This window comes from Paenibacillus sp. FSL H7-0756, assembly GCF_038006765.1.
GTDB lineage: Bacteria > Bacillota > Bacilli > Paenibacillales > Paenibacillaceae > Paenibacillus_AQ.
Genome location: NZ_JBBOVT010000002.1, coordinates 863,326 through 889,105 on the forward strand (window position 1 = coordinate 863,326; position 25,780 = coordinate 889,105).

19 protein-coding genes are annotated in these 25,780 nt (G+C 54.3%); 3 read left to right on the plus strand and 16 right to left on the minus strand.

The window, feature by feature from the left end; translation table 11 throughout:
* Window position 1: 1 nt before the first annotated feature.
* The 11 genes from NST04_RS20370 to NST04_RS20420 form a co-directional block, all read right to left on the minus strand.
* Window positions 2–550: a nitrous oxide reductase accessory protein NosL gene (locus tag NST04_RS20370; RefSeq protein ID WP_341185868.1), complete on the minus strand. Its 549-nt coding sequence runs from the start codon at window positions 548–550 to the stop codon at window positions 2–4.
* Window positions 547–1,917 carry a right-handed parallel beta-helix repeat-containing protein gene (locus NST04_RS20375; RefSeq protein WP_341185869.1) on the minus strand — a complete coding sequence of 457 codons (1,371 nt, stop codon included), beginning with the start codon at window positions 1,915–1,917 and terminating at the stop codon, window positions 547–549. The genes NST04_RS20370 and NST04_RS20375 overlap by 4 nt, the downstream gene beginning before the upstream one ends.
* Before the next feature lie 685 nt (window positions 1,918–2,602).
* Complete coding sequence (locus NST04_RS20380) at window positions 2,603–3,433, minus strand: phosphoenolpyruvate hydrolase family protein (RefSeq protein ID WP_341185870.1); 831 nt, start codon at window positions 3,431–3,433, stop codon at window positions 2,603–2,605.
* Between the two features lie 26 nt (window positions 3,434–3,459).
* A complete protein-coding gene (locus NST04_RS20385; protein ID WP_341185871.1) occupies window positions 3,460–4,677 on the minus strand; it encodes a Tm-1-like ATP-binding domain-containing protein in 1,218 nt (405 codons plus the stop codon).
* Between the two features lie 74 nt (window positions 4,678–4,751).
* A complete protein-coding gene (locus NST04_RS20390) occupies window positions 4,752–5,951 on the minus strand; it encodes a phosphoenolpyruvate hydrolase family protein (protein WP_341185872.1) in 1,200 nt (399 codons plus the stop codon).
* A gap of 54 nt (window positions 5,952–6,005) precedes the next feature.
* The gene (locus NST04_RS20395; protein ID WP_341185873.1) at window positions 6,006–6,758 is read right to left on the minus strand and encodes an energy-coupling factor transporter transmembrane component T family protein; all 753 of its coding nucleotides are present in this window, start codon (window positions 6,756–6,758) and stop codon (window positions 6,006–6,008) included.
* Window positions 6,755–7,609 (minus strand): ATP-binding cassette domain-containing protein, encoded by an 855-nt coding sequence (locus NST04_RS20400; RefSeq protein ID WP_341185874.1) that lies wholly within the window; start codon window positions 7,607–7,609, stop codon window positions 6,755–6,757. The genes NST04_RS20395 and NST04_RS20400 overlap by 4 nt, the downstream gene beginning before the upstream one ends.
* Entirely contained in the window at window positions 7,594–8,394 is an 801-nt protein-coding gene (locus NST04_RS20405) for an ATP-binding cassette domain-containing protein (RefSeq protein ID WP_341185875.1), read from the minus strand. Before NST04_RS20405 ends, NST04_RS20400 begins: the two co-directional genes overlap by 16 nt.
* 43 nt (window positions 8,395–8,437) lie before the next feature.
* Window positions 8,438–9,595 (minus strand): thiolase family protein, encoded by a 1,158-nt coding sequence (locus tag NST04_RS20410; protein ID WP_341185876.1) that lies wholly within the window; start codon window positions 9,593–9,595, stop codon window positions 8,438–8,440.
* Entirely contained in the window at window positions 9,592–11,085 is a 1,494-nt protein-coding gene (locus NST04_RS20415) for a class I adenylate-forming enzyme family protein (RefSeq protein ID WP_341185877.1), read from the minus strand. The genes NST04_RS20410 and NST04_RS20415 overlap by 4 nt, the downstream gene beginning before the upstream one ends.
* A 6-nt stretch (window positions 11,086–11,091) precedes the next feature.
* Complete coding sequence (locus NST04_RS20420; RefSeq protein WP_341185878.1) at window positions 11,092–11,643, minus strand: biotin transporter BioY; 552 nt, start codon at window positions 11,641–11,643, stop codon at window positions 11,092–11,094.
* A gap of 250 nt (window positions 11,644–11,893) precedes the next feature.
* On the opposite strand from NST04_RS20420, the gene NST04_RS20425 reads away from it, so the two are divergent.
* From NST04_RS20425 to NST04_RS20435, 3 genes are all read left to right on the plus strand, one after another.
* Complete coding sequence (locus NST04_RS20425) at window positions 11,894–12,871, plus strand: biotin--[acetyl-CoA-carboxylase] ligase (RefSeq protein WP_341185879.1); 978 nt, start codon at window positions 11,894–11,896, stop codon at window positions 12,869–12,871.
* A 139-nt stretch (window positions 12,872–13,010) separates the two neighbouring features.
* A complete protein-coding gene (locus NST04_RS20430; protein WP_341185880.1) occupies window positions 13,011–13,670 on the plus strand; it encodes a TetR/AcrR family transcriptional regulator in 660 nt (219 codons plus the stop codon).
* Window positions 13,671–13,688: 18 nt separating this feature from the next.
* A complete protein-coding gene (locus NST04_RS20435) occupies window positions 13,689–14,831 on the plus strand; it encodes an alpha/beta hydrolase (RefSeq protein ID WP_341186808.1) in 1,143 nt (380 codons plus the stop codon).
* 180 nt (window positions 14,832–15,011) lie between these two features.
* On the opposite strand, the gene NST04_RS20440 is transcribed toward NST04_RS20435, so the two are convergent.
* The 5 genes from NST04_RS20440 to NST04_RS20460 all read right to left on the minus strand — a co-directional run bounded on the left by NST04_RS20440 (window position 15,012) and on the right by NST04_RS20460 (window position 25,749).
* On the minus strand, window positions 15,012–16,724 hold the full coding sequence (locus NST04_RS20440) for a hypothetical protein (protein WP_341185881.1): 1,713 nt from the start codon (window positions 16,722–16,724) through the stop codon (window positions 15,012–15,014).
* 20 nt (window positions 16,725–16,744) lie between these two features.
* Complete coding sequence (locus NST04_RS20445; RefSeq protein WP_341185882.1) at window positions 16,745–19,867, minus strand: family 43 glycosylhydrolase; 3,123 nt, start codon at window positions 19,865–19,867, stop codon at window positions 16,745–16,747.
* A gap of 866 nt (window positions 19,868–20,733) precedes the next feature.
* Complete coding sequence (locus tag NST04_RS20450; RefSeq protein ID WP_341185883.1) at window positions 20,734–22,560, minus strand: sensor histidine kinase; 1,827 nt, start codon at window positions 22,558–22,560, stop codon at window positions 20,734–20,736.
* Entirely contained in the window at window positions 22,557–24,023 is a 1,467-nt protein-coding gene (locus tag NST04_RS20455) for a response regulator transcription factor (protein WP_341185884.1), read from the minus strand. Before NST04_RS20455 ends, NST04_RS20450 begins: the two co-directional genes overlap by 4 nt.
* Before the next feature lie 103 nt (window positions 24,024–24,126).
* Window positions 24,127–25,749, minus strand: coding sequence for an extracellular solute-binding protein (locus NST04_RS20460; protein WP_341185885.1), 1,623 nt, complete (start codon window positions 25,747–25,749; stop codon window positions 24,127–24,129).
* Window positions 25,750–25,780: the final 31 nt, after the last annotated feature.

A 25,780-nucleotide genomic window follows, 5' to 3' on the forward strand; every position in this document is an offset into this window, starting at 1 on the left:
CTCACATATCCGTCTCTTCGGAATGCGTGCCTTCCTCTGAGCTATGCTCCTCCATATGACCTTCCCCGCTCTGCATGCTCATGTTCATCATATCCTTGTTCTGCTTCCATTCATGGGAGGCCAGCTCTCCGGCGGTCAGCACAGCGCCTACCCCCTGCTCCTTCACGAACGCTTCTGCTGCCGCCTTGTCCTTGAAGCTGATCACTCCATAAGCCATGGGTGTACGTAGAGAAGCGTCATACACATAGCTCGCTTTGCTGAATTCAATCCAGCTCTTGTCGTTATAGTCGCGGACATAATCCATACCGATCTGCTCCGTGCCGTTACTCTTCTTCCACTCATTCATGCAGCCGATATCGTCGAACTTGTAATTCTTGCCGTCCTTGGTCGTTAGCTGAGTAGCGAAGGCATCATCCTTCACCTGCATATTGCAGACCACGCAGATATCGACGTCTTCATTGACCGCTACCGGCTCGTACTTCTTCTGCCCGCAGGCCGCTAGAATCACCAGACTCATTGCTACTATCAAGACCAGGCTCCATCGTTTCATAACCGCAATACCCCCAAGTATATTATTGTAATGACGGACAGAAACAGCAGCAGCGAGCCTGCTACCATGACCGTGCCTTGTCCGCCTGCCGCCTGATCCGGGCTAACTGTACCTGCCGCAAGCTGCATGAGCGGCGCTGAATCCGTGGACCACCCTGCCGATCCGCCGGTGTACATATCGCTCAGGAAGGTCATCCCCGGTGACTGGAAAAACAACTGATACGCTGCATTGCCCGCAACCAATTGCTGATAGAAGGGGTTGATCGCATATTTCAGGTCGCTGACCCCATCCCCCGTGAGATCCAGCCCGCCAAAGGCATCCCAGTAATTCCCGTTCATCTCATTGTCCCTGCTGCCTGTGGCCTGGGCCTCAATGACATTCGCAACAAACCCGTTACGCTCAAAGCGGTTGCCCTCTGCATTCTCGAACTGCACGCCGATATAGTTGCGGAGCACCAGGTTCTGCTGCAGCTTGTTATCCGAGGACTGCTGCATGTAAATCCCCACCCGGTTACCTTCCACCCGGTTGTTCATAATCTCTGAATTCTGCACATCGTAGAGCAGAATTCCCTGTGAATGCACATTCCGGCTCTGCTTGCGGAAGGAGTTCCCGGACACGACCACATCCGTTACACCCATCACCATCGCGCCGGTAATGTTGTATTCCCCGGTGTTGTTAGTGACCTTCGAGCCGTTAATGTACATGCAATGGACCCCGTACCGCAGATAGGCGAGCTTGTTCTGATCCACCACTGTATTGCGGCTGTTCTCCAGATAGATGCCATCCCGCAGATAAGCGATGTCGTTGCCACGGATCACAGCGCCGTGAGAGCTATAGAGATCGATCCCGTTGCCTCTCGTTCCCGGTGCTTCTCCTTTGGGGATGAACCAGCTTATCTTATTGTCCGTGATCACCCCGCCATCGGCTTCACGCAGCAGTATTCCGTACCCTGCCGAATGAATCACCAGTCCCTGCAAAGTGACTCTGTCCGCTTCAACACGAACAGCCGCTGCTTCCCCGTCGTTATTCTGCTGGATCTTCAGGTTCTCAAGCCTTACACCGTCTGCTGCGATTAGCACCGTAGCCTGTTCGTCCTTAGCTGTATGCAGCAGAATCGCCTTGCCATTACCGTTAATCGTCACCCGCTTATCCAGCCGGACCGGACCCGAATAGGTTCCCGGAGCCAGGGTGATGAGATCTCCCTCACGGGCTGAATCGATGATGGGCTGGAGCGGAAGAGCCGCTTCTGCACTGCTCCCTGCATTGACCTCACGGCAGCAGAACAGGCATATAATGAACAAGCCTGCCAACAGTACAGCCCTTACTTTGGTGTAACGGGATGGACGAAAGCCTTGTGAGATTAGCATTGTTCACTCCCTCGACGTAGTGACGTAGTAATGTTCCCAATTCCAGCCTTACAGCCGTGCAATGATAACGCTCCCATTGTAGGTAATAGAAGCTCCGCTGACCATAGCCCATTTTAGCTATCCCGGACAAAAAAATGTGTCTAAAATGTGATTAATTGTATTGTTATCCGTAACTGTATAGATGAACCGGGCGTCTTCTGCACGTCTCCTGTCTTGAAGCAAGAACACTTCATGATCATCCTTGCCCCAGAATGAATTCAGCATACGGAAGCTTTCGCCGTCAATCCCCTTCACCATGCGACGGCCGTTGGCATTGTACAGTCCTGGTGCTCCGCCTATCTCTCGCCAATTCTGAGCGTTTCCTCTCACGGAGCGTTTGTATGGATCGCATTGTTGCACTTTTTGCAGGATTTCTCTAAAAAATGTTACTGACTATGGTACATTGTTGCATCATTTGCAGGAATTCCGGTGATTAAATCAAGTTAGCGCTGGCTTTGTTGCATTTCATGCAGGATTTCAGTATCTGGCGCTTCTATTGGGCAGCATTGTTGCACTTTTTGCAGCATTTCTCTAAAATGTTACGGGTATGGGGCCCCATCCCTCATCGCAGCATATAATAACAAAAAAAGACCACAACCGGCGGAAGCCGGGCTGTGGTCTGTAATTTTTGATCTTATCTTCTTGCTTATTGCCCAATCGCTTTGAACGACTCGGTCTGGCGGGTAATGCCCTGCTCCGCGGCGAAGCGCTCAATGCTCGATGCGCCGAAGAATCCGTGGATACCCTTCGTCCGCTGAATGACATAAGCCGCATCCTCCGGCTCGGCAATCGGGCCGCCGTGGCAGATAATCATAATCTCCGGATTGACCGCCCGTCCGGCTTCGATAATTGCTTCAATACGCTCCACACAATCGTCCAGCGTCAGCGCGGTAACTGCGCCGATGGTGCCCTTGGTGGTGAGGCCCATGTGGGCGACCAGAATATCTGCGCCTGCTTCTGCCATGGCCCGCGCTTGTTCAGGATCAAATACATACGGGGTGGTCAGCATATCCAGCTCATGGGCGATGCGGATCATTTCGACCTCCAGCCCGTAGCCCATTCCGGTCTCCTCCAGATTCTGCCGGAATACGCCGTCGATCAGACCCACTGTCGGGAAATTCTGCACACCGCTGAAGCCCTGCTCCTTCAGCTGCTTCAGGAATACCTCCATCACCCGGAACGGGTCAGTGCCGCATACCCCTGCCAGAACGGGCGTATCCTTGACGACAGGCAACACCTCCGAGCCCATCTCTACCACAATCTGATTGGCGTCGCCATACGACAGCAAGCCTGCCAGTGAACCGCGTCCTGCCATTCTGTAACGGCCGGAATTGTACACAATCAGCATATCCGCTCCGCCTGCTTCACTGCTCTTGGCGGTAATCCCCGTGCCTGCCCCGACACCAAGAAGAATCTTGCCCGCCTCTACCTCTTGCTTGAATCTATCCATAATCTCAGCTCTGGTCTGCTTATTCATTTAGTAGCTCCTCCTTATTGTGTGGTTCAGGCCTTCGCGGCCTGCATCAGCTCAATCAGCTTCCGGGCTGCCGCCTCGGCAAAGGCCGGATCATTAATTGCGCAGTCCATTTCGATCAGCTCAACTCTTGAGCGGTCCACCTGACGGTGCAGGGTATCGAACAGCATCCGATCCTCTTCAGGGCCATAGAAGGGCTGCCCCTCCACATCAATGGCTGAAATGCCGCCAAGCGGCAGCATCAGCACCGTGCTCTCTGTCGCCATGTTGAGCTTCTCGGCCAGCTTCCTGCCGAGCTGTTCATTCTCCTCCACAGTCGTCCGCATCAGGGTGACTGTAGGATTATGATGATAGAATTTGCGATCCTTAAACTTCTCCGGCACGGTATCCGCCGGTCCGAAGTTGCACATATCCAGGGCGCCCACCGAAACGACCTGCGGAATACGGTTACGGCCTGCGGCTTCCAGGCGGTGCGGCCCTGCATTCAGGACGCCTCCGATCAGCTCATCCGCCCATTCGGTGGTGGTTAAATCCAGCACACCTTCAATGAAGCCCGCTTCGATCAGCGCCTCCATCGATTGTCCGCCGATTCCAGTAGCATGGAATACCAGCACCTCGTAGCCGCGCTCCTCCAGGTATTTGCGTGCTTCGGTCACACACGGCGTGGTCACTCCGAACATGGTGGCTGCTACCAGCGGCTTTTTCTCCGGCTCATAGTCTGCTTCGAACAGGAGCATGCCCGCGATGGCAAACATCGCATTGCTGAATATTCTCGTCGAGATCGAATTGAGGCCAGAGACATCCACGACAGACGGAATCATCATAATATCGCTGGTCCCGACATAGGGGGCGGTATTTCCGGAGGCAACCGTGGATACCAGCACCTTCGGTACGCCGATCGGCAAGGCTCTCATGGCAGGGGCAACCAGTGAAGTTCCGCCGGTGCCCCCGAAGGAAATGATGCCGTCAAATTTCCCCTCCTGGTATAACCGGGGAACGAGCCGCTCCAGTCCTTTGGACAACACCTCTGTAGCTAACGCCCGGTCTTTCTTAGCAACAAGCTCGTCCAGCTCCACCCCTGCGGCGGAAGCGACCTCCCGGTTAGACACCTCGGGAAGGAAGGCCGGCTCGAATACACCGGTATGGATCATCAGGGCTTTGAGGCCCAGCTCCTCTGCAAGCTGCTTGATGTACAGGTACTCCTCACCCTTCGTATCAAACGTTCCAGATATGGCGATTGTCTTCATTCTCCTGCCTCCTCGTATACGAATCATAGATTCATCATACCGGGCATTTTTATGTATGAAAACGCTTTTATGTCCTATGTTTTTGTGTTTAGGTTAGATTTGTACTGCTTGGGCGAGCAGCCCATAAGCTTTTTGAACATTCTGCTGAACTGGGCATAGTCGGGGTAGCCGACCATTGCAGACACCTCGGATAATGGCAGGTGCGGGGCCTGGAGCAGTATGGCAGCCTTTTGCATACGGAAGCCGACCAGATAGTTCTGGAAGCTGCACCCGACTTCCTTTTTGAACAAGCTGCTCAAATAACTGCGCGACACATGCGCCACCTTGGCCAGATCTGCGAACACTACTTCCTCGCTGTAATTCTGGGCGACATATTCTTTGACGAATTCTACGTAATCGTAATGCCGGGTAATGCCGCTGAGCATTTTGACCATGAGATCATCCTCATCCAGCTTCCCCAGGCGTTTGAAATCGCGGGTAATAGCCGTAATCGACTGCTCGGAGGGAATCCGTTCAAAGGCAGAGCCGCCAATGTAGCCCATAATCTGCGTGTTGCTGCTGTACATGTACTGAACGTCAACTGGAGTCTTGACCGGCCCGCCGTAGATCATCTTAATGACTTCAGGCTTAACCTCCCCGCAGGCAGTGAGAATGCGCAGGGCTTTCGCCTTGGCAGCTTCCAGGGAGACCACTTTTCGCGCCCCCAGCAATCCGCCTACGGTCAGGCCAAGATGCACACAGATCACATCTGCCCCCGCTTCGGCCATCTGGACGCCTTGGGCTTCGTCGAAGACGAAAGCCACCGTGAACAGCTTCTGCTGATGAGCCAGACGTATAGCCTCAACCTCCCTCTCATAGCTGATGCCATCCTCCTCCAGTGCCTCTCTGAACACCCCGTCGATCAGACCGACCGTCGGATAATTATTCACTCCCGCGAAGCCTTTGGCCTTGATCTCATCTATGTATAGAGACATTTCTCTCGTTGGATCATTTGCATTCAGCCCGAACAGCACCGGAGTGTCCCTCACCAGCGGCACAATCTCCTTCGAGGCAAAATCCATCACCATCTCATTGCTGTTGCAGAAGGGCAGGAACCCCGCCAGCGAGCTTCTCCCCATCTGCCGGAACTTGCCCGAATTCAGCATGAGGATGAAGTCTGCTCCGCTGTCAGCGGCAACCTTGGCTGTAATTCCCGTGCCTGTCGAGACGCCGATAATATGGTTGCCTTCACGCAGCTGTGTCTGGAGCCGTTCCAGAATAGCAGTCCGGTTCAAGTCTCATCCCTTCTCTCTAACCTTGTTCACTTCTTGTCCATCTTACCACGGCCGCTAGCCTGATAGAATCAGCAGAGTATACACAAGCATGATTCCCCCTGCCGCAGCATCCATTCGCGAGAAGTGCAGCACTCTGAACGAGGTCCGGCCCCTCCCGTCCCCGTAAGCTCTGGCCTCTATGGTCATAGCGAGCTGCTCGGCCCGGCCGATCGTAGTCGCCAGCAGCGGAATGATTAAACGCAGGCAGGCTTGAATCCGCTGGCAGCCTCGGAGGCTCCCAATTTCGCAGCCCCGTGCCTTCTGCGCCATAAGAATGCGGTCCAGCTCCTGGCTGATGGTCGGAATGAAGCGGACCGCCAGCATGGCCATCAGTGCGAAGGCTTCCACAGGAATCCCCAGACGGGCGAGCGGCTTGCACATGACTTCCAGGCCTTTGGCCAGATCCAGCGGCTTTGTGGTCCGTGTCAGGACCAGGGCAAACGCGACCGGCAGCAGAATGCGCCAGAGGTTGAATATTTCCGTCATGATACCGCCCTGGCTCCGGTTGAACAGAAGATGATAGCATAGCGGCAGCAGCAGGAACAAGAGCACCGGCCGTAAGCCGCTGAGGTACAGACGAAGCGGGAGACGGGATAACCGCATGGAACTCCCTGCAAGTACAGCAGCTGCCAAATATCCGCAGGGTGATCTTAGCTGCATACAGCACAGGGTGAACACAACGACGCTCAACAGCTTGGTCCGCGGATCAAGCCGGTGAATAACGGAATTGGAATGGACATACTGCCCCCAAGCGGTCGTAGTGCTCATGCCAGCTTGTCTTTGCCGTGCCAGACTGCCCTGACACGTTCCATAATATCGGCTTCCCGGCAGCTTGCCGGCTCCAGCCTCTGCCCGGATAACTGCTCCATGAGTCTTAAGAGCTGCACCGGCTCCGGCAGAGGCAGGCCAGCCTGTTCCATCTGCTCCGGGCGCTTCAGGAATAATTCATTCACCTCGTAGTGACCTAAGCTGCGCCCTTCATGAAAAAGAATCACCTCATCCGAATATTCGGCTACGTCCTCCAGTTGATGGGAGATGAACAGCACCGTCCGCCCGTTCTCCTTCTGCCAGCTTCGGAGCCGGGAGAGCAGCGACCTTCTGCTGCCTGGATCAAGCCCCGCCGCCGGCTCATCCAGAATCAGCAGCTCCGGGTCCGCAATCAGCACCGAAGCAATCGCCACCCTACGCTTCAGCCCCCCGCTGAGCTGGAACGGATTTTGCGGAAGAAGCTCAGCGGGTATCCCCACCTTTTCCATAACCGCATGAATAGCTTGGTCCACGCTTGTTCTGGATACCCCCTGCACAGTGAGCGCAAACGCCAGCTCCTGCTCCACCGTCGCCGCAAAGAGCTGGTGCTCCGGATACTGAAAAACATAGCCGATCTGCGGAACCACCTTCAGCCGTCCCTGGCGGTCTTTTGGCATAGGCTGTCCATGCTGTGTGTATTCGCCTCTATAGAAGGGAATCAGCCCTTTAACCACCTTGGCAAAAGTAGACTTCCCGGCCCCGGTCCGGCCGATCAGCGAGATCCACTTCCCCTCCTGCAGATGGCAGCTTACCGAACGCAGGATATCCCGGCCGTCCAGCCTTACACTTATATCCCTTAACGCATAGCCCATAATTGCCTGATCGCCTCCTTCCAGTCCGCGCTTACGGGTACATCTAGTCCAAGAGCCTGATACAATCTGGCTGTAAAAGGTAGCTCCAGCGCCTGCCCGGCCATAGAGTCATTGCTGAACAAGCGGGAAGGCGGCCCGTCATAGGCCAGTTCCCCGTTGTTTAGCAGCAGAACGCGGTCAGCGGCCAGCACCTCATCCATATGATGCGTGATGTGGATGATCGTCAGGCCTTGCCGGTGCAGGCTGTGCAGAAGCTGAAGAAGCTCCTGTCTCCCCTGCGGGTCGAGCATGGAGGTTGCTTCATCCAGGATCAGAATCTCCGGCTGCATGGCGATAACAGCAGCCACGGCGGCCCGCTGCTTCTGTCCGCCGGATAGCTGATGCGGAGCGGCGTCTGCGTAGGCTTCCATCTGCACAGCCCGCAGGGCAGCCTCTGCACGCTGCCTCATCTCTGCTCCCGGCACCCGCAGATTCTCCAGTCCGAACACCACTTCATCCAGCACCGACGCCGTGATAAACTGATCGTCCGGGTTCTGGAAGACCAGTCCGGCCCGCTCGCGGATGCTCATGAGATCCTGGCGCTTCAACGTGCTCAGAGCTCCCAGTCGCACCTCTCCTGCCCTTGGCAGCAGCAATCCGTTCATTAGCTTGGCGGCTGTGGATTTGCCGCTGCCGTTCGCTCCGGTGACGGCTACGAATTCACCGGGATGAATCCCGAAGCTAAGCTGGCGGAGCACAGGCTCCCCCTGCCGGTAATCATAATTCACCTGGTCAAAAATCAGCATTGGCGCTGCTCCTTTCTGCTTTATCCTTCACTTTCATACCCGCTCATCTGCGGGGTATCCCTTCGACAAGTACAGCCAGCCCCATTCCGCCGCCGATGCCAAGGGTGGCAAGTCCTCTGCGGTATGGGCGGTACAGCATCTCCGCGTATAAGCGTGTCATCAGAATCGCGCCTGAGGCTCCATAAGGGTGGCCCAGTGCAAGCGCGCCTCCCCCAAGGTTGACCTTATCCGGCGGAAGCTGAAGCTCTTGTAGCGAAGCCAATACCTGCGAGGCAAAAGCTTCATTGAATTCAACAATATCCAACTCACTGATGTGAAGCCGCTGACGCTGCAACAGCCTCCGAACGGCCGGGACCGGTCCCATGCCCGGATAATGCGGGTCAACTCCAGAGGCTTGCGAGTCAATGAAGCGGAGAACCGGTGTCAGGTTCAGCCGGTCGCATATATCACGGGACATCATAAGCACAAGTGCCGCGCCATCATTAAGAGGGCAGGCATTGCCGGCCGTGACCGTTCCCCCTTTCACAAAAGCAGGCTTCAGCTTGCTCAGCTTCAAGAGGCTTGTATCCGGCCTTGGGCACTCATCATCCGTTACAATAAAGCCGTCGCGGGCTATAGGCACGAGTTCTCCTGTGAATCGGCCTGTGCGCTGGGCCTCCACAGCCTTCATATGGCTCTCCAGCGCATAGCGGTCCTGCGCCTCCCGGGAAATACCGTATTTCTCCGCCGTATATTCGGCAGCCACTCCCATATCAGGATCGCCAAGCGCTGCAGGTGTGAACGCCGCGCGGGTATACAGCTTCGGCGTACCGCTGACCGTCTCCGGCCGGAGCATCCGCCAGGGAGCCCGGCTGGTGCTCTCGACTCCGCCTGCGAGGAAGATTTCACCTGCCCCGCTCTGGATCAGGCGCGCAGCCATAATAATGGCTTCAAGCCCTGAGCCGCACTGCCTGTCGACGGTGACGCCGGGAACCGTCTCGGGGAGTCCGGCTTCAAGCACCGACTTGCGTGCGATGTTCCCGCCGGGTCCGACTACATTGCCAATGATCACATCGTCTATCCAATCGGGAGGCAGACGGGCCTCATGGATTAACTGCTGAATCAGCGGAGCCAGCAGCTGCTCCGGTTCCAGCGTACAGAGCTGTCCGCCAATTCTGCCGACTGGCGTCCGCTTGGCCAGGACCAGGGCCGCCTCCCTCATTTCATCCCTGCTTCCGCCCGGCTTTTCATGAGCTGGCGGGCGATTTTGCCGGAGCCGGTGTAGATGAATTCCTTCACAGAGATCAACCGCCCCGGCAGCTTATAGCTATCTAGAAAAGGGCGGCAGTAGCTGCGGATGTCCTCCAGCGCCAGGCGCTGCGGGCCGCTCCACGCAATGAGCGCTGTGACCTGCTCTCCCCACCGGTCATCCGGAAAGCCGCACACCATCACTTCCCGGACCGCCGGATGGCGGAGCAGTACGGCCTCGACTTCCTCGGGGAACACCTTCAGTCCTCCACTCTTGATCATACTGCCTGCGCGTCCGGCCAGGCGCAGTTGCCCCTCCTCATCCATAGCCGCATAATCTCCTGTCCGCAGCCATCCGTCCCGAAAGACCTGTGCCGTCTCTTCCGGCAGGCCGTAATATCCGGCGAACATCATACCGCTGCGTACGTACAGCTCACCAACGGTTCCCGGAGGCACCTCGCGGAACTGTCCGTCCCGGGTGGACAGCTCTACCCCGCTGAACGGCCGGCCCAGCGAGTCCGGCGGCTCCGCTCCGGTCAGCTCCTGGTAACTGATATAGCTCGCTTCAGATGAACCATAATACTCATAGAGCTTCGCTCCCTTGAATCTCTCGCGGCATCTCTGTGCGGAAGCCGCAGGCCATTTGCCGCCAGAGCTGATTATGGCCTGCATGGTTACCTTGGCGGCCGTCTTATCAGCGTGGTGCAACATGGCATCGGCCATGGCGGGTACCACGAACAGAATCACCTCCGGATGGCAGGAGCAGAACTCAAGTACCCGCGCAGCGTCGAATTCCGCGAGAAGATGGAAGGTGGCCAGACTGTATAGCGATTGCAACAGGGCGAACAGCGACAGGGAGTGAACGAATGGTCCGGGCGCAAGCACATGCTGCATTTGATGCAAGCCGAAGGCCTGTTCTGTCGCCCTGAAGCTGTTGAACCATGATTGGTGGGTACGCATATAGCCTTTGGGTACCCCGGTCGTTCCTGATGTATATCCGATGAACAACAGTTCAGGGTGTCTCTCTGCCGATGCCTCTGACCCGCAGCCGGACAGCCACTCCCTGTAGCTGCCGGTTGACTGGCCGTTGTCAAAGACTAACCGGGCCATTCCGCAGAAGCTGCTGCCCGCCAGCTTTGCTGCGTATTGCGCTTCGCTGATGATCATCCCGGGCTCGCATTGATGGATTACCTGCTCCAGCACCGCCTGCGGCCACATCGGGTCCAGCAGTACCGGTGCGCACCCGGCATAGATTGCGCCAAGCAGGAACTCGGCGAATTCTATCCGGTTGCCGCTTAAGATGGCAATCGGCTGCTCCGTATGCCCGCCATGACGTAAGCCGCCAGCCACCCGCCGGACACGCTCCGTAAGCTCTGCGTATGTAAGCTCCTCCAGTCCGTCCGATATCGCGATGCGGTGCGGGACCTGCTGTGCACGCTCCAGAATAAGCTCTGCCAGATTCATAGCTGTCTATCCCCTTCTCTTGTCTTCAAGCGGACTGAGCGCCCGGAGCTGCATGGTGATGACGGCGGCCAGCAGAGCCTTGATCAGATCTCCGGGCAGAAAAGCCGCAGACCCGGCAAGTCCGGTCCAGAGCGGAGTATGCGTGATCCAGGCCATGGTCGAAGCGCCGATCAGATTAACGAGCAGAACGCCAAAGATCAGATTAACAGCGAACAGCTTCCAGGCCCGGAGCTTCGGCCAGACCGCTTCAGCGAACCAGCCGATCAGTCCGGCCGCAAGCGGCCAGCTGAACAGATAGCCTGCTGTCGGTCCAACCAGGATAGCCAGCCCGCCGCGTCCGCCTGGTAATACCGGCAAGCCTAACGCAATGAGGATAAGGAAAATGATCAGGCTGAGCGCGCCTGTCCGCCAGCCCAGAAAACAGCCGGCCAGCATAACGCCAAGCGTCTGGGCAGTGACAGGTACAGGGATAATGCCGAGGGATACGGGCGGAATTAAGCCCAGCACCGCGATAAGCGCGGCGAATAAGGCCGCATAGACCAACTCTTTGATTCTCAATTCAATAACCTCCACGAGATAAGATACAGGAATTGGACGCCCTTCCGGTTAGGGAGTCCAGCCAACAAGCTGAATTATAGTGGAGGATGGTTCAATTGTAAACCATTAATTATTATTAGGTTCACAATAGAGGTGTGTAAGATGCACTAAAGAAATTAACGTAAAGTCTTAATTTTTCTAATGATCCTAAGCATGTTAATATACTTAAAGAGATGAGCTCGGAACGTTAGACTTGTGGAGGGTTATAGGCATGACAGTCAAAGAACATATCCTGGCCTTACTGGACAGCAATAAGGGTGAGTACTTCTCCGGCGAGGATATCGCCGGGCGGTTATCCGTGACGCGCAGCGCAGTCTGGAAGGCCATCAAAGCGCTGCAGAGCGACGGCTATTCCATTCAGGCCGTCACCAATAAGGGATACTCCCTCTCCCCCCAGACGGACATTTTGTCCGCCGCCGCAGTTGCCAAATATCTGGATGCCAGGGGGCAGAAGCTGCGGCTTGAAGTTTTCAAGAGCGTGGAATCCACGAACGAGCTGGTGAAGGTGCTGGCTTCCGGCGGAGAAGCGGAAGGCAAAGTCATTCTCTCGGAGGAGCAGACCGCCGGGCGGGGCCGGAAAGGCCGGCCTTTCTTTTCCCCAGCGGGGACGGGCATCTATATGAGCATCCTGCTGCGTCCCCGGCTGTCGGCGGCAGATGCAACGCTTCTGACTACCTCTGCTGCAGTTGCGGTCGCTCTGGCTATCGAGAGTGTGTCCGGCCTCAGCACGCAGATTAAATGGGTGAATGACGTATTCATGAACGGAAAAAAGGTATGCGGAATCCTCACCGAGGCTTCCCTGTCTCTGGAGAGCGAGTGGCTGGATTATGCTGTGCTCGGGATCGGGATCAATGTGACGCTGCCCCCGGGCGGCTTTCCCGCAGAACTGTCAGAGGTTGCAGCCCCGATCTATCAGGCAGGCAATCCCGAAGGGGATTTGCGGAACCGGCTTACAGCCGAAGTGCTGAACCGCTTCATGGGCTATTATGAGCAGCTTAAGGAACGGCTGTTCCTGCCCGATTACCGCCAGCGCATGATGTCCTTGGGTGAGACAATTATGGTTGTTAAGGAGCATCAAGAGCAACCGGCAACCGCCGTTGATATCGACAATGACTGCCGCCTGAAGGTCCGGTATCCGAATGGCGAAGAGGAATATCTGTCGAGCGGCGAGGTTCGTATTCTGCTCTAACGCCTCAAACCACAATTCGCAAGAGTTACTTGCGGGTTGTGGTTTTTTAATGCCGTTGTTTCGGCCCGGATATTTGACACGTGAATTGATTATCGATATAGTGTGAATGAGTTCACACTACGTATTAAAGGAGGAAGCGATGCCAAAAAATACGTTTTTTCGATTGGATGAAGCCAGACGCGAGGAAATATCAAATAGGGCTATGCAGCTTTTTGTGGATCATCTTTATGAGGATATATCGATGAAGATGGTTCTGGATAGCTTGTCTATGCACCCCGGAACCTTCTACCGGTATTTTGAAGACAAAGATGACCTGTATTGTCTCTTAATACGTAATGTGACCCGGAAAAAAGCTGCGTATTTTAATAACAGCACTGAAGATTCCCTATTCCGGTCTTTCCTTACCGGCTTATTCGGTAATGTGAATGGCACTGTGGCCGAGCCGCTGAATGCGCTGGAAATCAAGCTTACTGAGACTTTTTTACACATCCCCGAGGACATTTTGCTAAAAGTATATCTGACTGTACTAAAGGGCGAGTCCTTCCCCTTGATCAAGGACATTATACGGCGGCTGAGGGTGGACGGATATCTCCGGCCTGATATTGACGATGACCTGATTTCATTTATGTTTGAATCTATGCAGTTTAATTTAGTCATGTTTTATAGGGAATTCGGGATTAAGGATTCTCAGATGCAGCATAAGCTTAGCAAATACTTTGCTGACTTTATGGGTCATGGTCTGCTTGAAGATCATAAATATTCCGAGCTGGTTAGCGATATTAAAAAAGCAAAGGAGTAGAAGTGTATGAACAAGCATATGAAAACTTATGAGGTTTTTCCAGCACCTATTGGCAGCTATACTGTTGGCCGGACTCAGATGGATCTGGAGTATACGGCAGCGGATCATTCCACAAGAGAATTGACGGCGTTCGTCTACTATCCGTCTGATAGCAGCGAAGATAAGGCTACATCAGCATACATGTTTCCTGAAGTCTACGGGATGTTACAGGATCAGCCGCTGGTCACCGGGTATGTTACGAGCGATTTTTTCTCTATAGAGTTCAAGACCCGGTGTTACGACAACATTGCTCTATCCGGGAAGGAAAAGCGCTATCCGGTGTTATTCTATGTCTGCGGCGGGGGCGGTTCTCCGGAATGGGGGACGGTACTCTGTACGGACTTGGCCAGCTTGGGATACGTTGTGGTCAGCATCGGGCATCCGGATAGCACAATGTATAAGCGTAAAGACGGGCGTCTCTATAATGTATCCAAGGGTTTCTCGGAAGCCATCATAGCGTTGTCTGAAGATCCTGAGATGCAGGCGCTGGCAGGTACGATGGAACTGCACCCTGACGATGAAACTGCCGTTCAGATGTGCCGTAACGTGCTTGCACTCCCGGTAATTGACAAGGTAACTGAGTATAGTGAATTACAGGCAGAAGATGTACGTTTTGTAGCCGATTATCTGTACAAGCTGGACGCTGGAGAGCTGGATTCTATCTTTAAAGGCAGATTGCGTGTTGACACCGGCCTGGGCATCGTCGGACATTCGTATGGAGGGCTTACGACGGCGATGGTCTGCCGGGACGACGGCCGGTTCACCTGCGGGATTGGCTTAGACAGCGGTGCATTCGGTCTCCTCGACAGTGACCTTAAGACGCCCTTCCTGCTGCTGTATCGTGAACCCAACTACAACATGAATGCGGTCATTGGCGCTAACAATAGCAGAGAGACCTATTATTTCTCAGTTGATCGTGTGGCGCACTTAGATTACTGTGACATCGTTTTTACCGGTGTTAGTGAGGAACTCAGAGGCGAACGGGATGCGATGGAGATGCGAAATCTGGTTACAGACTATACGAAGACCTTTTTGGATCATTACCTCCGGCAGAAGGCGGCAAGTGTGGACAGTCTGGCATATGATGGCGTGGAGCTGATCAGGAAGACAAATAACAAGTAGGCGTATGGCTGCAATCTTCCCAGTATTGAAGGAATACCTCTTTAGCGGCTTAGTTCGTATTCTCTTCCAACGCGCAAACGAACCGCACCCCGCAAGCGATGCCTGCGGGGTGCGGTTTTTCAATTACGGCTTAGTTGTGGCATATATTTCACTTACCGGCTTATTGCTTCAGTGCTGAAGTTATTTGCTCCCCTGCGCCTGCTGGGTGGGACCGTAATTGGCCGCTCCGGTGAAGTGAACATCTTCCGGCGTGGGATACACTTTCGGGATGCGCAGATCCCGCTGATACAGCCGCAAGTGCTCTCCCCGGGGAGCGATATCCACGACATCACATCCTCGCCAGGAGACCTTGTATTCCTCGCCGCGCACCGTCTCCTTCACCACCACCGTCTCCAGCGGATGCGTAAGCTCTACCGTATCCCCTGCTCCAACACTGCGGATCACAAGCAGATTTCCTTCCCGTGCGGCTGCACATACGGCTCCATTTAACCTAACGGTGAGGTCCGTCCCCATCCAGTCATAGACCCGTACCGCAACATTACACGGCTGCTTGGCTGTAATGGACATATATCCCAGATCGGGATAGCTCATGGTGACGGCAGCCTCGTCCGTCTCCTTATCCACCGGCATGTTAACGAATACTGTGCCATTCTGGAATTCCACCGCCCGATTCCATATGATCTCCAGAGCTACCGGAGCCATGCCGACGCAGCAGCCCGCAATGGAGCGGAACTTGGATAACGACATGGAATTCACGAGCGAGCCTCCGGTGAAGCCCCCGATCATTCTTGTATCAATCTCCCTGTAGGTTATGCCTGCTTCGTCAGGCCGGGCGTTGTCTGTGACCACGTAGGAAGATACCTTTAGCTGATTTTCCACCAGCTGGTTCCGCGCATACAGGGTCATATCCTCCCAATATTCCTCATACCCGGCCAGAATCAGCTCATTTGCACATTCGATCATGTCCTTGATGCAGCAGGTTTCGCAATGCTCCTCATGCGGCGGATGCCACTGGGCATATTCCGGCACCCAACCGAAGGAGGAAGACAGGCTGCGGATATAATCATAGATTCCTTTGCCTGCGGTAATATACCGCTCCTTGCCAGTTACCCGGCCCAGACGTACCAGACCGGAAGCTACCCAGCCTGCGGAATGGACATGTCCGAAGAATTCCATCTTATAGTTGAAATAGCGTGAAGGTCCAAGCAGGTGGTTGGCGAGACCCGTTGCGAGATCAAGTGCCGCCTCATCTCCGGTAATCTCATATCTGCGCACCAGAGAATGAAGAACAATGGCATTGCGGATCGCCTGCTCCCCCCGCCCGGTATGCCTGGACAGATCGAAGCCGCCGTCCTTCAAATACACATCATTCGGGAATTCGTACAGAGGCTCCTGCTCCTCATAATCCCCCGACCAGAATGTTCGGACCGTCCGCCCGATCACCAGGGAGCGCATTCCCCTGACCAGCCCGGCCGCTCTGCTCTCCGCCTCCTCATCCCCGGGATCATTCTCCAGCATCCGGTTCAGCGCGGGAAGAATATAGCCCATCTCGTGAAAAGAGCTATGATTCGTATGCGTCCACGGATAAGGCTCATGAAAGCGCAGGCCGTGCTCCCCCCACGACTTCATCAGATGACGGTAAAAGGATTGCTGCACCGCAGCGCCTTCCCCCGTCTTTAGCATTTTGCGCACCGCATCTATAGCCTCATACCAGGAGCCAACCAGCTCCGCATCGTCCACCCGGCAGTGGGCAGCCTCAGCAGGCTTCTTATGCGGCAGTACAAGCCAATAGGGCAGATTATCTTCCTGCGCATCCACCATAGAGGTCAGATAACCCAGAACGAGCTTGGCATTCAGTAACGGCGTGAACTTTTCGTAAGCTTGACTTGCCATGTTGTCTATCCCTCCGCTGCTTAATCTCCGGTAACACTGACCTTGAAGTCGTCGAAATCGATAGACGCGTTCGCGTAGCCGTCAACGCCGAACAGCTGTCCGGTCAATGTGCTGCCGCCAGTATGGCGGAAGGCGAAATCTGTTGCAGCCGGAACGGTTTCATTGTTGATATAGACGCTGTAGGTCTTGGCGTCCCAGTTGGCGACCATTTTGATGGCATACCATGTGCCCAGCGTAAAGTCTCTCACCTTGACCTTGTTGGAGCCGCCATTTTGCACCAGGATTTTACCGGAATCAAACGCTGTCACCATTGAGTAGTTGCCGGTCCCGCTATCATTTCTTACCATTGCGCCGTTGGCATACTGGAAGTTGCTGTTTAACCGGACACGGTATTCGATGACGATGCGCTCATTCCCCTCAGCACTAACCTCCCCAAGATAAGGCAGGAAAAGGTTGGCTTTGCCTGATACCGCGGTCGTGGTTAGCCGCAGGAATTTATTACCTGCTTCCTCCTGAACCACAGCGGCGGCGCCATTCGTCAGATCCTGCGTTGTAATGCCATAAGGGTATTTGCCTGCCGTATCGCCGGAGAAATCACGGTATGCCTTATACGTTATACCGTTCTGTGTGGTATTCAGCGAATTCAGCAGGGCGGCTTCCGCATTAGCAAGTGCATTCAGCTCAGCATTAAACTGCGCCTGCGTCAATTCCGCATTGCCCGCCAACGCCTCTGCATGATCCACGGCGGCAACGAAGTCAGCATACTTAGCTGCGCTATAATTGCCTGCCCCGTTCCCAAGCGGATAGGAGTTATTAGCCAGCTTGCTGCGAAGCTGATTCACGATCTCATCCAGGCCATAGCCCGGCACAACCTCTACAGAAATCGTGGAAGAGAACTCCTCCCCGCCTATCTTGAGGGTCACAGGAATCTGAACCGTGCCAATGGTACTGAAGTCCAGCCCTGCCGTCTCGCTGTCAGTCACCTGGGCCTGAACGGTCTGGTTGTGGTAGACAGCATTCACAACGCCCGGAAGCGCGGGAACCACGCCTGAAGGTGTCTTCATAGTTGTAGTGACCTGAACGGCATCTGAAGCGGCAATGACCGTTATGCTGTAGGTGGCTTGCTTGCCCCCGGTTGAGGCTGTAATCAGAGCCGTACCCGGTTGAACAGCATTTACTGTATGGGTTGCCGGATCGATGGCCGCCACTCCCGGATTGCTGCTGGTGTACTGCGCACTCGCGGTTACATCCTGAACTTCATAATTGTTGTAAAGTGCTGTTGCCTGCAGCGGTGAGGAGGTCTGGCCGCTGATCAGCACAGGCTCCAGACCGCTGAGCGCCAAGGACTGCACTGTTTTCGGATCAGCTTTGACGTTAACTGCAGCGGTTGCGGTTTTGCCGTTATAGGAGGCGGTAATGGTTGCACTTCCTGCCCCGGCGGCCTTCACCTGATTCCCTGCTTGAATCACGGCTACATTCGTATCAGACGAGGTCAGGACCACGCCTGCCGTGACAGCAGAATAGGTAGTTCCAGTTACTGTATAGAGGGGCAGGCTGCGGGTCTCGTTAAGTCCCAGCGTATATCCGGGAGCCCCGAACAGCAGCTCCGAGGTATTCAGCCGAGATACATCCAGGCTGTCGATGTCCGCCAGATTGTTCCCCTTGAAGAAGCGGAGAACATTGTCTCCCTGCTGAAGATAGATTTTCGCCGTAGAGGCTCCCCAGCGGTTCGCGCCGGAATAGACGATATTCATCGACGCTCCGGGCCCGCCGTTGACCGACAGGATATGAGAGGCATCCCCCGCATTCGCTGAGCCGTTGCTGTTACGCACGGACAGCACATAGAAGCCCGCTTCCGGCACATTGACATTGAACTGGGCATAGTCGAAGGTGTTCGCGAGGTTGGTAATCTTCATCCCGCCGGAGGCGGAGCTTTCACGCCGGACCGCTGGGGATGAAGCGCCAGCCGGATCTTTTACAAGCAGTGCTTGTTCGGCTTCATAACGAATTCGGGCCGGCTCGCCTGATGGGATTGCTATCGGACTGTTCGGATTCACAGGCTCTCCCAGGTTCGGCGTGTTGTCTGTGTTCCAGGAGAACTTCTGCGCGCGGACATTGCGGGTCCAGCCTGAGCCCGGCCAGCGGGCGGAGTGGTAGATGATCCAGTCCTCAGTACCGTCCGGTGAAGTCACGATACTGTGATGGCCCGGGCCATAGACACCGTTCGCGCTTGCGAAGATCGGCTGATTACGCTTGGTCCAGGAAGCGGGATTCATCAGATCGGCACTGGTGCCGGCTGTGATTAATCCGAGACTATAGCTGTCTGTCCAGCTTCCGTTGGCGGAGTACACCAGATTGATCTTGTTCCCCTTGATCGTAATCTGCGGGCCTTCATTAATCCGGCCGGGGGAGGTCTCCCAGTCATACTCCGGTGTGGACAGGAGCACGCGCTGCGAGCTGATCGTCCATGGATTGCTCATTCTGGCGATGTACAGATTCTGAAAGCTGCCATCGGTGTCCTCCCAGCCGGACCAGATGAAGTAGTGCTGGTCACCGATCGTCAGCACAGTGCCGTCAATCGCCCAGCGGTCCGTGGCATCGGTAATCTTGCCTTTGAAGGTCCAGCTTCCGCTCATCGGATCGGCACTGGCATTCTCCAGCACATACATCCGGTGGTTGGCGTTGGTTCCGTTATCGGCTGCGAAGTAAATATACCATTTGTACTGACCGTCCGTATCCTTGAGATAATGCATCTCCGGCGCCCACACATTGGAGCTGTACATGGTTCCTTTAACGGGCGACCAAGCCAGACTCCGTTCGCCTGCTTCAATGCCGGTAATAGTCTTCGATCTGCGGACCATCACTCCGCTGGCATTGACAAAGGTGTTGTAATAATAGCCGTCCGTGTGCTTGTATACCCAGGGATCGGCCCCGGTCTGCATGATGACATTGTAGAAATCCGTCACGTTCGTTCCTCCTTGTGCAGCCACTACCGGCTCCGGCATAATCGGCCCCGACTCTTCCGCCGCAGCGCCCCCTCCCAACTGAGGCAGCATGAGCAGGATCACGAGGCTGAGCAGCAGAGCTTTGACATTTGTTCTGGACCACTTCTGTTCTTTCCGGGCTGAATTAACCGCTTTCATTTTTTCATCTCCTTCTCGTTCGAATGGCAACTCGTCTGGCGTACTCATAATACCCTCCGAAGCGGCTTAAAAAAATGGAGGATCTTAAAATGTTTTTGTAACCGTTTTAGTTGTAAATACTTACAGCGTTGCGGCAAGCCAGGTCAGGTATCAAACAATTAGATACTTGGCGAACAAATAATTGGATAAACGCAGCTTAATTTCTCGGCTTCTGGCGATTGCAGGGGAACAAGTGGAAAAAGAGCAACTGCTGCTCACGGATTCAGGCACTTTAAGTAAATAGGGCTTGAATAAGTGTTGTTTATCCACCTGCTGCGCCCTGGCCGGACGTATCTCCATCAGCAGGTGGACTAAATCCAACTGTTCCCCCTTCCGCCTGTCCCAGAGGGAGAGCTCGCCAGATTCAGGTGCATTAGTGCTCTTCATTTCTGGATATTGCCTGCATTCGGCTAAATCAGGTGCACAAATACCCCTCATTCGCCCGAATATCTCATAACCGCCGAATTCAAGTGCACTAATGCACCTCATTAGCTCAATTAGCCATTATCCGCCGAATTCAGGTGCACTAATGCACCTCATTGCTCAATAGCTTTGAGCTCAACTCATCCCAGCTAACATCCACCTGAATCATCACACATCCCTTCCAACTTGAATCATCACTCTTACCTTCCGATCTTAATCATCCGTTGCCTCATTCCGCCAGAATCATCCAAAGGCCTTCTCCGTTACAGCGGCGGTGTGCGGCTAAGCCCTCCCTTACAGCCAAACAGGGCACCTCCCGCTAAATGGAGGTACCCTGTTCCACACTTGCTTGCTATTTCCCCATCCCGTAAATGCGCTGCTTACCTTCCCTACTTGTGTGTAATCTATTGTTCCGGGACCAGGCTGCCCGTCAGCTTCGGAATCTTCACGTTCACGGTTGTCCCATAGCCTAACCGGCTGTCAACGGTAAGTCCGTAGCTTTCTCCGAACAGATGGCGCAGCCGGTTATGAATATTCAGCAGCCCGATGCCCTGCGCCGATTGCCCGGTCAGGGCAAGCTCCTTAGGCTCCTGGCCAAGCTTGGCCTGAAGGGCAGCCAGCTCCTCTGGCTCCATTCCTCTGCCGGTATCCATAATACTGAAGCACACATCCCCGGACTCATCCACTCTCCCGGTAATCTGAAGGCTACCGCCCTGATCCATCCGCTCCAGCCCGTGATAGACCGAATTCTCCACGATGGGCTGGAGAATCATCTTGGGCGTCTGCAGCACAAGCAGGCTCTCCTCCACATCGAGTGACAAGGAGAATTTATTCTCGTAGCGGATCAGAATAATCTTCATGTATGCTTGAATGCAGTCCACCTCTTCCCGGATCTGCACAAGGTCATCCTTCTTGATGCTGTAGCGGAAGATCTTAGACATGCAGTACGTAATTTGCGCAATCTCCCGGCTTCCGTACTCCAGTCCGATGCTGCTGATACAATTTAGCGTATTATACAGGAAGTGGGGGTTAATCTGGCTCTGCAGGGCAGAGAACTCCGCCTGCTTCTGGCTCAGCTCGGATTCGTATAGTCTGGCCTGGGTATTGAACATCTCCCGGGTCATTTCGTCCATCTCATCCATCATCCGGTTAATATCCTGGGCAAGCAGGCCCACCTCGTTGGTGAACCGGACTTTGATCCGGAAGCCTCTGTCCCGCCCAGCCACCTTCTTCATATCCATGACCAGCCCCATCAGGGGGCGCATCAGATTGTGCATGAAGAAGCTGCCTGTAATAATCATACTCACAATAATACCAAGGCCCACGATAATGCTGACCTTGCGCATGGGGATCATATCGGCAGTCAGCTCCTGCACCGGAATTATACTGACCACCCGCCACCCGTCAGCCTGCTCCAGCCCCTTGACCTGAACGAGAACCTCCTTACCGCCGATCGTTGCTTTTACCCCGTTAAGCAATTGGTTCTTGTCCATAGACAGCACATCTTTGATCACATTGCCCCGCGCATAGGAATTGGTGGAGGCAACCACCTCATCCCGGTTATTCAGGATATACAGGGTGGAGTTCTGCGTTAATTCCGTGTTGGCCACCAGTCCCTGCATTTTGTCCATATTGACCATCACCATGCAGTAACCTGTAATCTGCGAGAAATGGACGCCCCCGATGGACTCCACAATGGGAGCAATATAGAAGAAGTGTTCTGTGCCTGTCCGGTCATCCCTCAGAATGGCGGTGAACTTCCCCTTCTGGCGAAGCGCGGGATCGTTCTTGTACGGGCGGATGAAGGTCTCATACAGGTTAATATAAAAAATATCGCCGCTTGCAGAATCCTCGCTGGAGAGGCGCCGTCCCTGGAGGTCATTGATCATGATGCCTTTCACATACGAATTGAAGGACCGCATATATTCCATGAGATCCAGTGCATAAGGAGCACTGTCGAACGCTCTTTTGTAGTCATCATCGGCGAGAGTGAATTCCTGGATCAGCTTGCTGTTGACCGCAAAGCCGGTGCTGACCCGGATATCATTGAACACCGAATCAATCTTGCGGCGGGTCTGCTCAATCATCTTATTGCTGTAGGTGACCGCCCGTTTCTGTGTCAGATTCGAGAAGCTGTAGAAGAAGTAGAACTCCATGACCATGAAGATCAGGATGGAACACACAATGAACAGCCATAGCTGATGCTTCAATTTCACCTTGCCGGTCTTCATGGCCTGCTGCTCCGTTCGGCTTCCCTTTTTCTGAATTTGGCGGGCGTCATCCCGCAGTGCTTCTTGAACACCTTATTGAAATAATAGTAATCTACATACCCGGACTGGATGGCAATGTTCTCAATGGACAGGTCTGTCTGCTTCAAAAGCGAGCGGGCTTTCCCGATCCTCAGCTCGGCTACATATTCAGAGAAGGTTTTGCCCAGGTTCTTCTTGAACAATTGACAGCAATACACCTGATTGATGAAGAACTGGACCGACAGCTCCTTCAGATACAGCTTCTGCTCATAATTCCGGTCGATATAGGCGATCATCCGGTTGAAGCAGGATAGAATATCCCCTTCCTGCAAAGCACGGCTATTCCCTTGCCGGAGCACTGTAAGAACGTCGTGCAGGAAGCAGCACAGCGACTCCAGGTCTTCGAACCGCTCCTTCAGCTCGGCATAATTCAGGAATTCCAGCTCCATGTCCCTGAGTTCTTCAGGATAGGCGCTGATCAGAAGTCCGACAGCCTGATTCCATAAGTAGACAACCTCGCTCATTCCCAGCTCATGAAGCCTGAAGTATTCCTGCAGGCCCAGGGTATAGGTCTCAATGCTGTTGAACTGATTACCATGTACAATAGTATGCAGCTCATCTATGCAGGGCTTCACCAGAGGAAGCTTGGGATTGTAGTGAACGGCGCCGGAAGCTTCATCCACGAATACCCGGGAGGCCGCGAGCTCCGCTTCCTTGATCAGCTTGCTGATCTGCTTGAGCCCGCTGCCGATGCTGCTGATCCCCACCACAGAAAACCCTGGATTGCCCGCGGCCGCAGGCCATTCAGCTGCAATTCCTTCCAGCTCACTCTTCTGCTCCGTTAATAGAACAGCCAGCAGCGTGCTCGCTCCGTTCTCTACCTCCAGCATATGAACCGGCTGCCCGTCCAGCTTCAGCAGTTCGCTGAGCTTCGGCCGCTCTGCCTCATAATGGACAGCAAGCACCTGGCAGCAGCCTGCACTCATGCCGGCAGGAAGACAGCGCCTGATCTCATCTTCATCTGCCGAGGTAAGCGCATCCAATAGAAGGTGATTGCGCGCCGCACTTCGCCGGGAGAAGTGCAGGGCGAGCTTCGCCAGGAACGAATCGGTCATATCCACATCCAGCGGCTTCAGGAAATAATCTAAGGCCCCGTAGCGCAGCGCTTCCTGGGCATATTCAAATTCCGCATACCCGCTTATAATGACGAATTCCGTGTCTATGCCCTTCGCTTTGGCCAGCTTCATCAGATCGAGCCCGGAAATCTCCGGCATCCGGATATCTGTGACCACCAGATCCGGCTCCTGCAAGGCGATGGCTTCCCACGCCTGGGAGGCACTTGTGAACTGTCCCGAAATTTCAAAGCCATACTGCTCCCAGTCAAAGGCGTTACTGATCCCTTTAATCGCCCACGACTCATCATCTACAATCATGACCTTGTACATGGGTCTCCTCCTGCGGCTGTGGATTCTTCTGATGTGATTAGGCCAAGAAAATGCGGATAAACCACGCAGATGAACAGCCAGTGGTTTATCCGTATTTCAGGTGTTATTTCTTATTCGCCGTGACTTCCCTGTAGTTCTTCACATTCTCATCCTGAACCGCTTTGCCGCCGGCATCCATGTATTCTTTCACCAGCTTCTCGTACAAGGCGTCGAACTCGGACTCCTTGGCTACGATCAGACGGTCAATCATTTGCTTGTTCATGTCGCCAAGCGTCTTGCCGTACTTGATATTAGCTTCGTTAGGAACCCCGTAATAGAAGGATGAATAGCCGTCTGTCGTGTTGATTTTGTAGGATTCCATCGCGAGGGACTCATATTGCTTATCCCCGGAGGCGAGGGCTGCGGCATAGGTTTTGACGTTCTTCTCGGTGTCGCCCAGCTCAGCGCCGTTAACAATCACGGTATAATCCATATTCAGATTACTTGTCATCATATTCTCGCCGGTCTGTGAAATCCCCTGCGGGATACCATCCTTCATCGTATGGTTAACGCCTTCTTCACCGAACTGCAGGAAGAACATCACTTCCGGGTCCGCCATCCAGTTCAGGTATTTGACCGCCAGCTCAGCATTCTTGCTGCTCTTAGGGATGAAGGAGAATATTCCATTCTCATTATATACCTCTTTGATGTATTTGCCTTCTGCATTTTTGAAGGTATCAATCGGAATATAGTTGGCGTCCGGCGCATTTTGCTTCAGCGGTTCACGGATTTTCTGGGTCATCGGATAATCCCAGTTGGCGGCATAGAAGCCTACCTTGCCGTTGGTGACATCGGCATCTGCTTGCTTGGTCGTTTTGTCCAGGGCAAAATCAGGGCTGATCAGCTTCTCATTATACAGCTTGTTCAGCCATTTGTATGCGTCTTTGTTGCCCGGCTTCAGCCAGTTAGGCATGGTGACGAATTCCTCCTCTGACATCTCGCCCCAGAAGGATTGAACCAGGTTGCCGAAGGTGTAGTTCATGCCTGCCGCCGCCGTTGCCCACGGAATGACGCCGTTCACGTTGCCAGGGTTCTTGTCGCGGAAGGCCACCAGCGTATTGTACAGCTCATCTCGGTTGGTTGGGAGCGGCATTCCCAGCTTGTCGAGCCAATCCTTACGGATGAACATCCCGTTCCAGGCGAGCAGGGTACGCTTACCCGGAATCGATACCTGCTTATCTTTATATTTGCCGTAAGCGAGAACGTTCTCCCCGAGATAAGCCTTCAGTTGCTGGCCGTGAGTATCCAGCAGCTCGTCGAGCGTGTAGAGACCGTCACTTTTGGCAAAACGGGTAACCAGCGTTCCGTCATAGGTGAACGAGATGTCTGGAGCCTGGCCCGCAGCCATTAATACGTTCAGCTTATCGACCTCTTGCGACCGGGGGACCGGTACATATTCCACAATGGCGTTATTCGGCTTGCCGAAATGCTCATTGACGTATTTGGTCCAGGTATTATTGTTCAGATCCGGCTGGCCCTGAACCCCTCTGTCGAACACCTCTACGGTCAGCTTGGCAGGAGGATCAGACGGGGACTTTGCTGCATTTGACGCTCCTGGCGCGGCTGGCTCTGTACTCTCTTTATCATTGCCGCCGCAGCCTGCTGCAACGCCGGCCAGCAGCACGGTGCTGCACAGAACAGCCGATACTTTCTTAATGCCTGTCTTCACGGTATACCACCCTTTCATCCCTTATCATGATAGTAATGAAGATTATAGC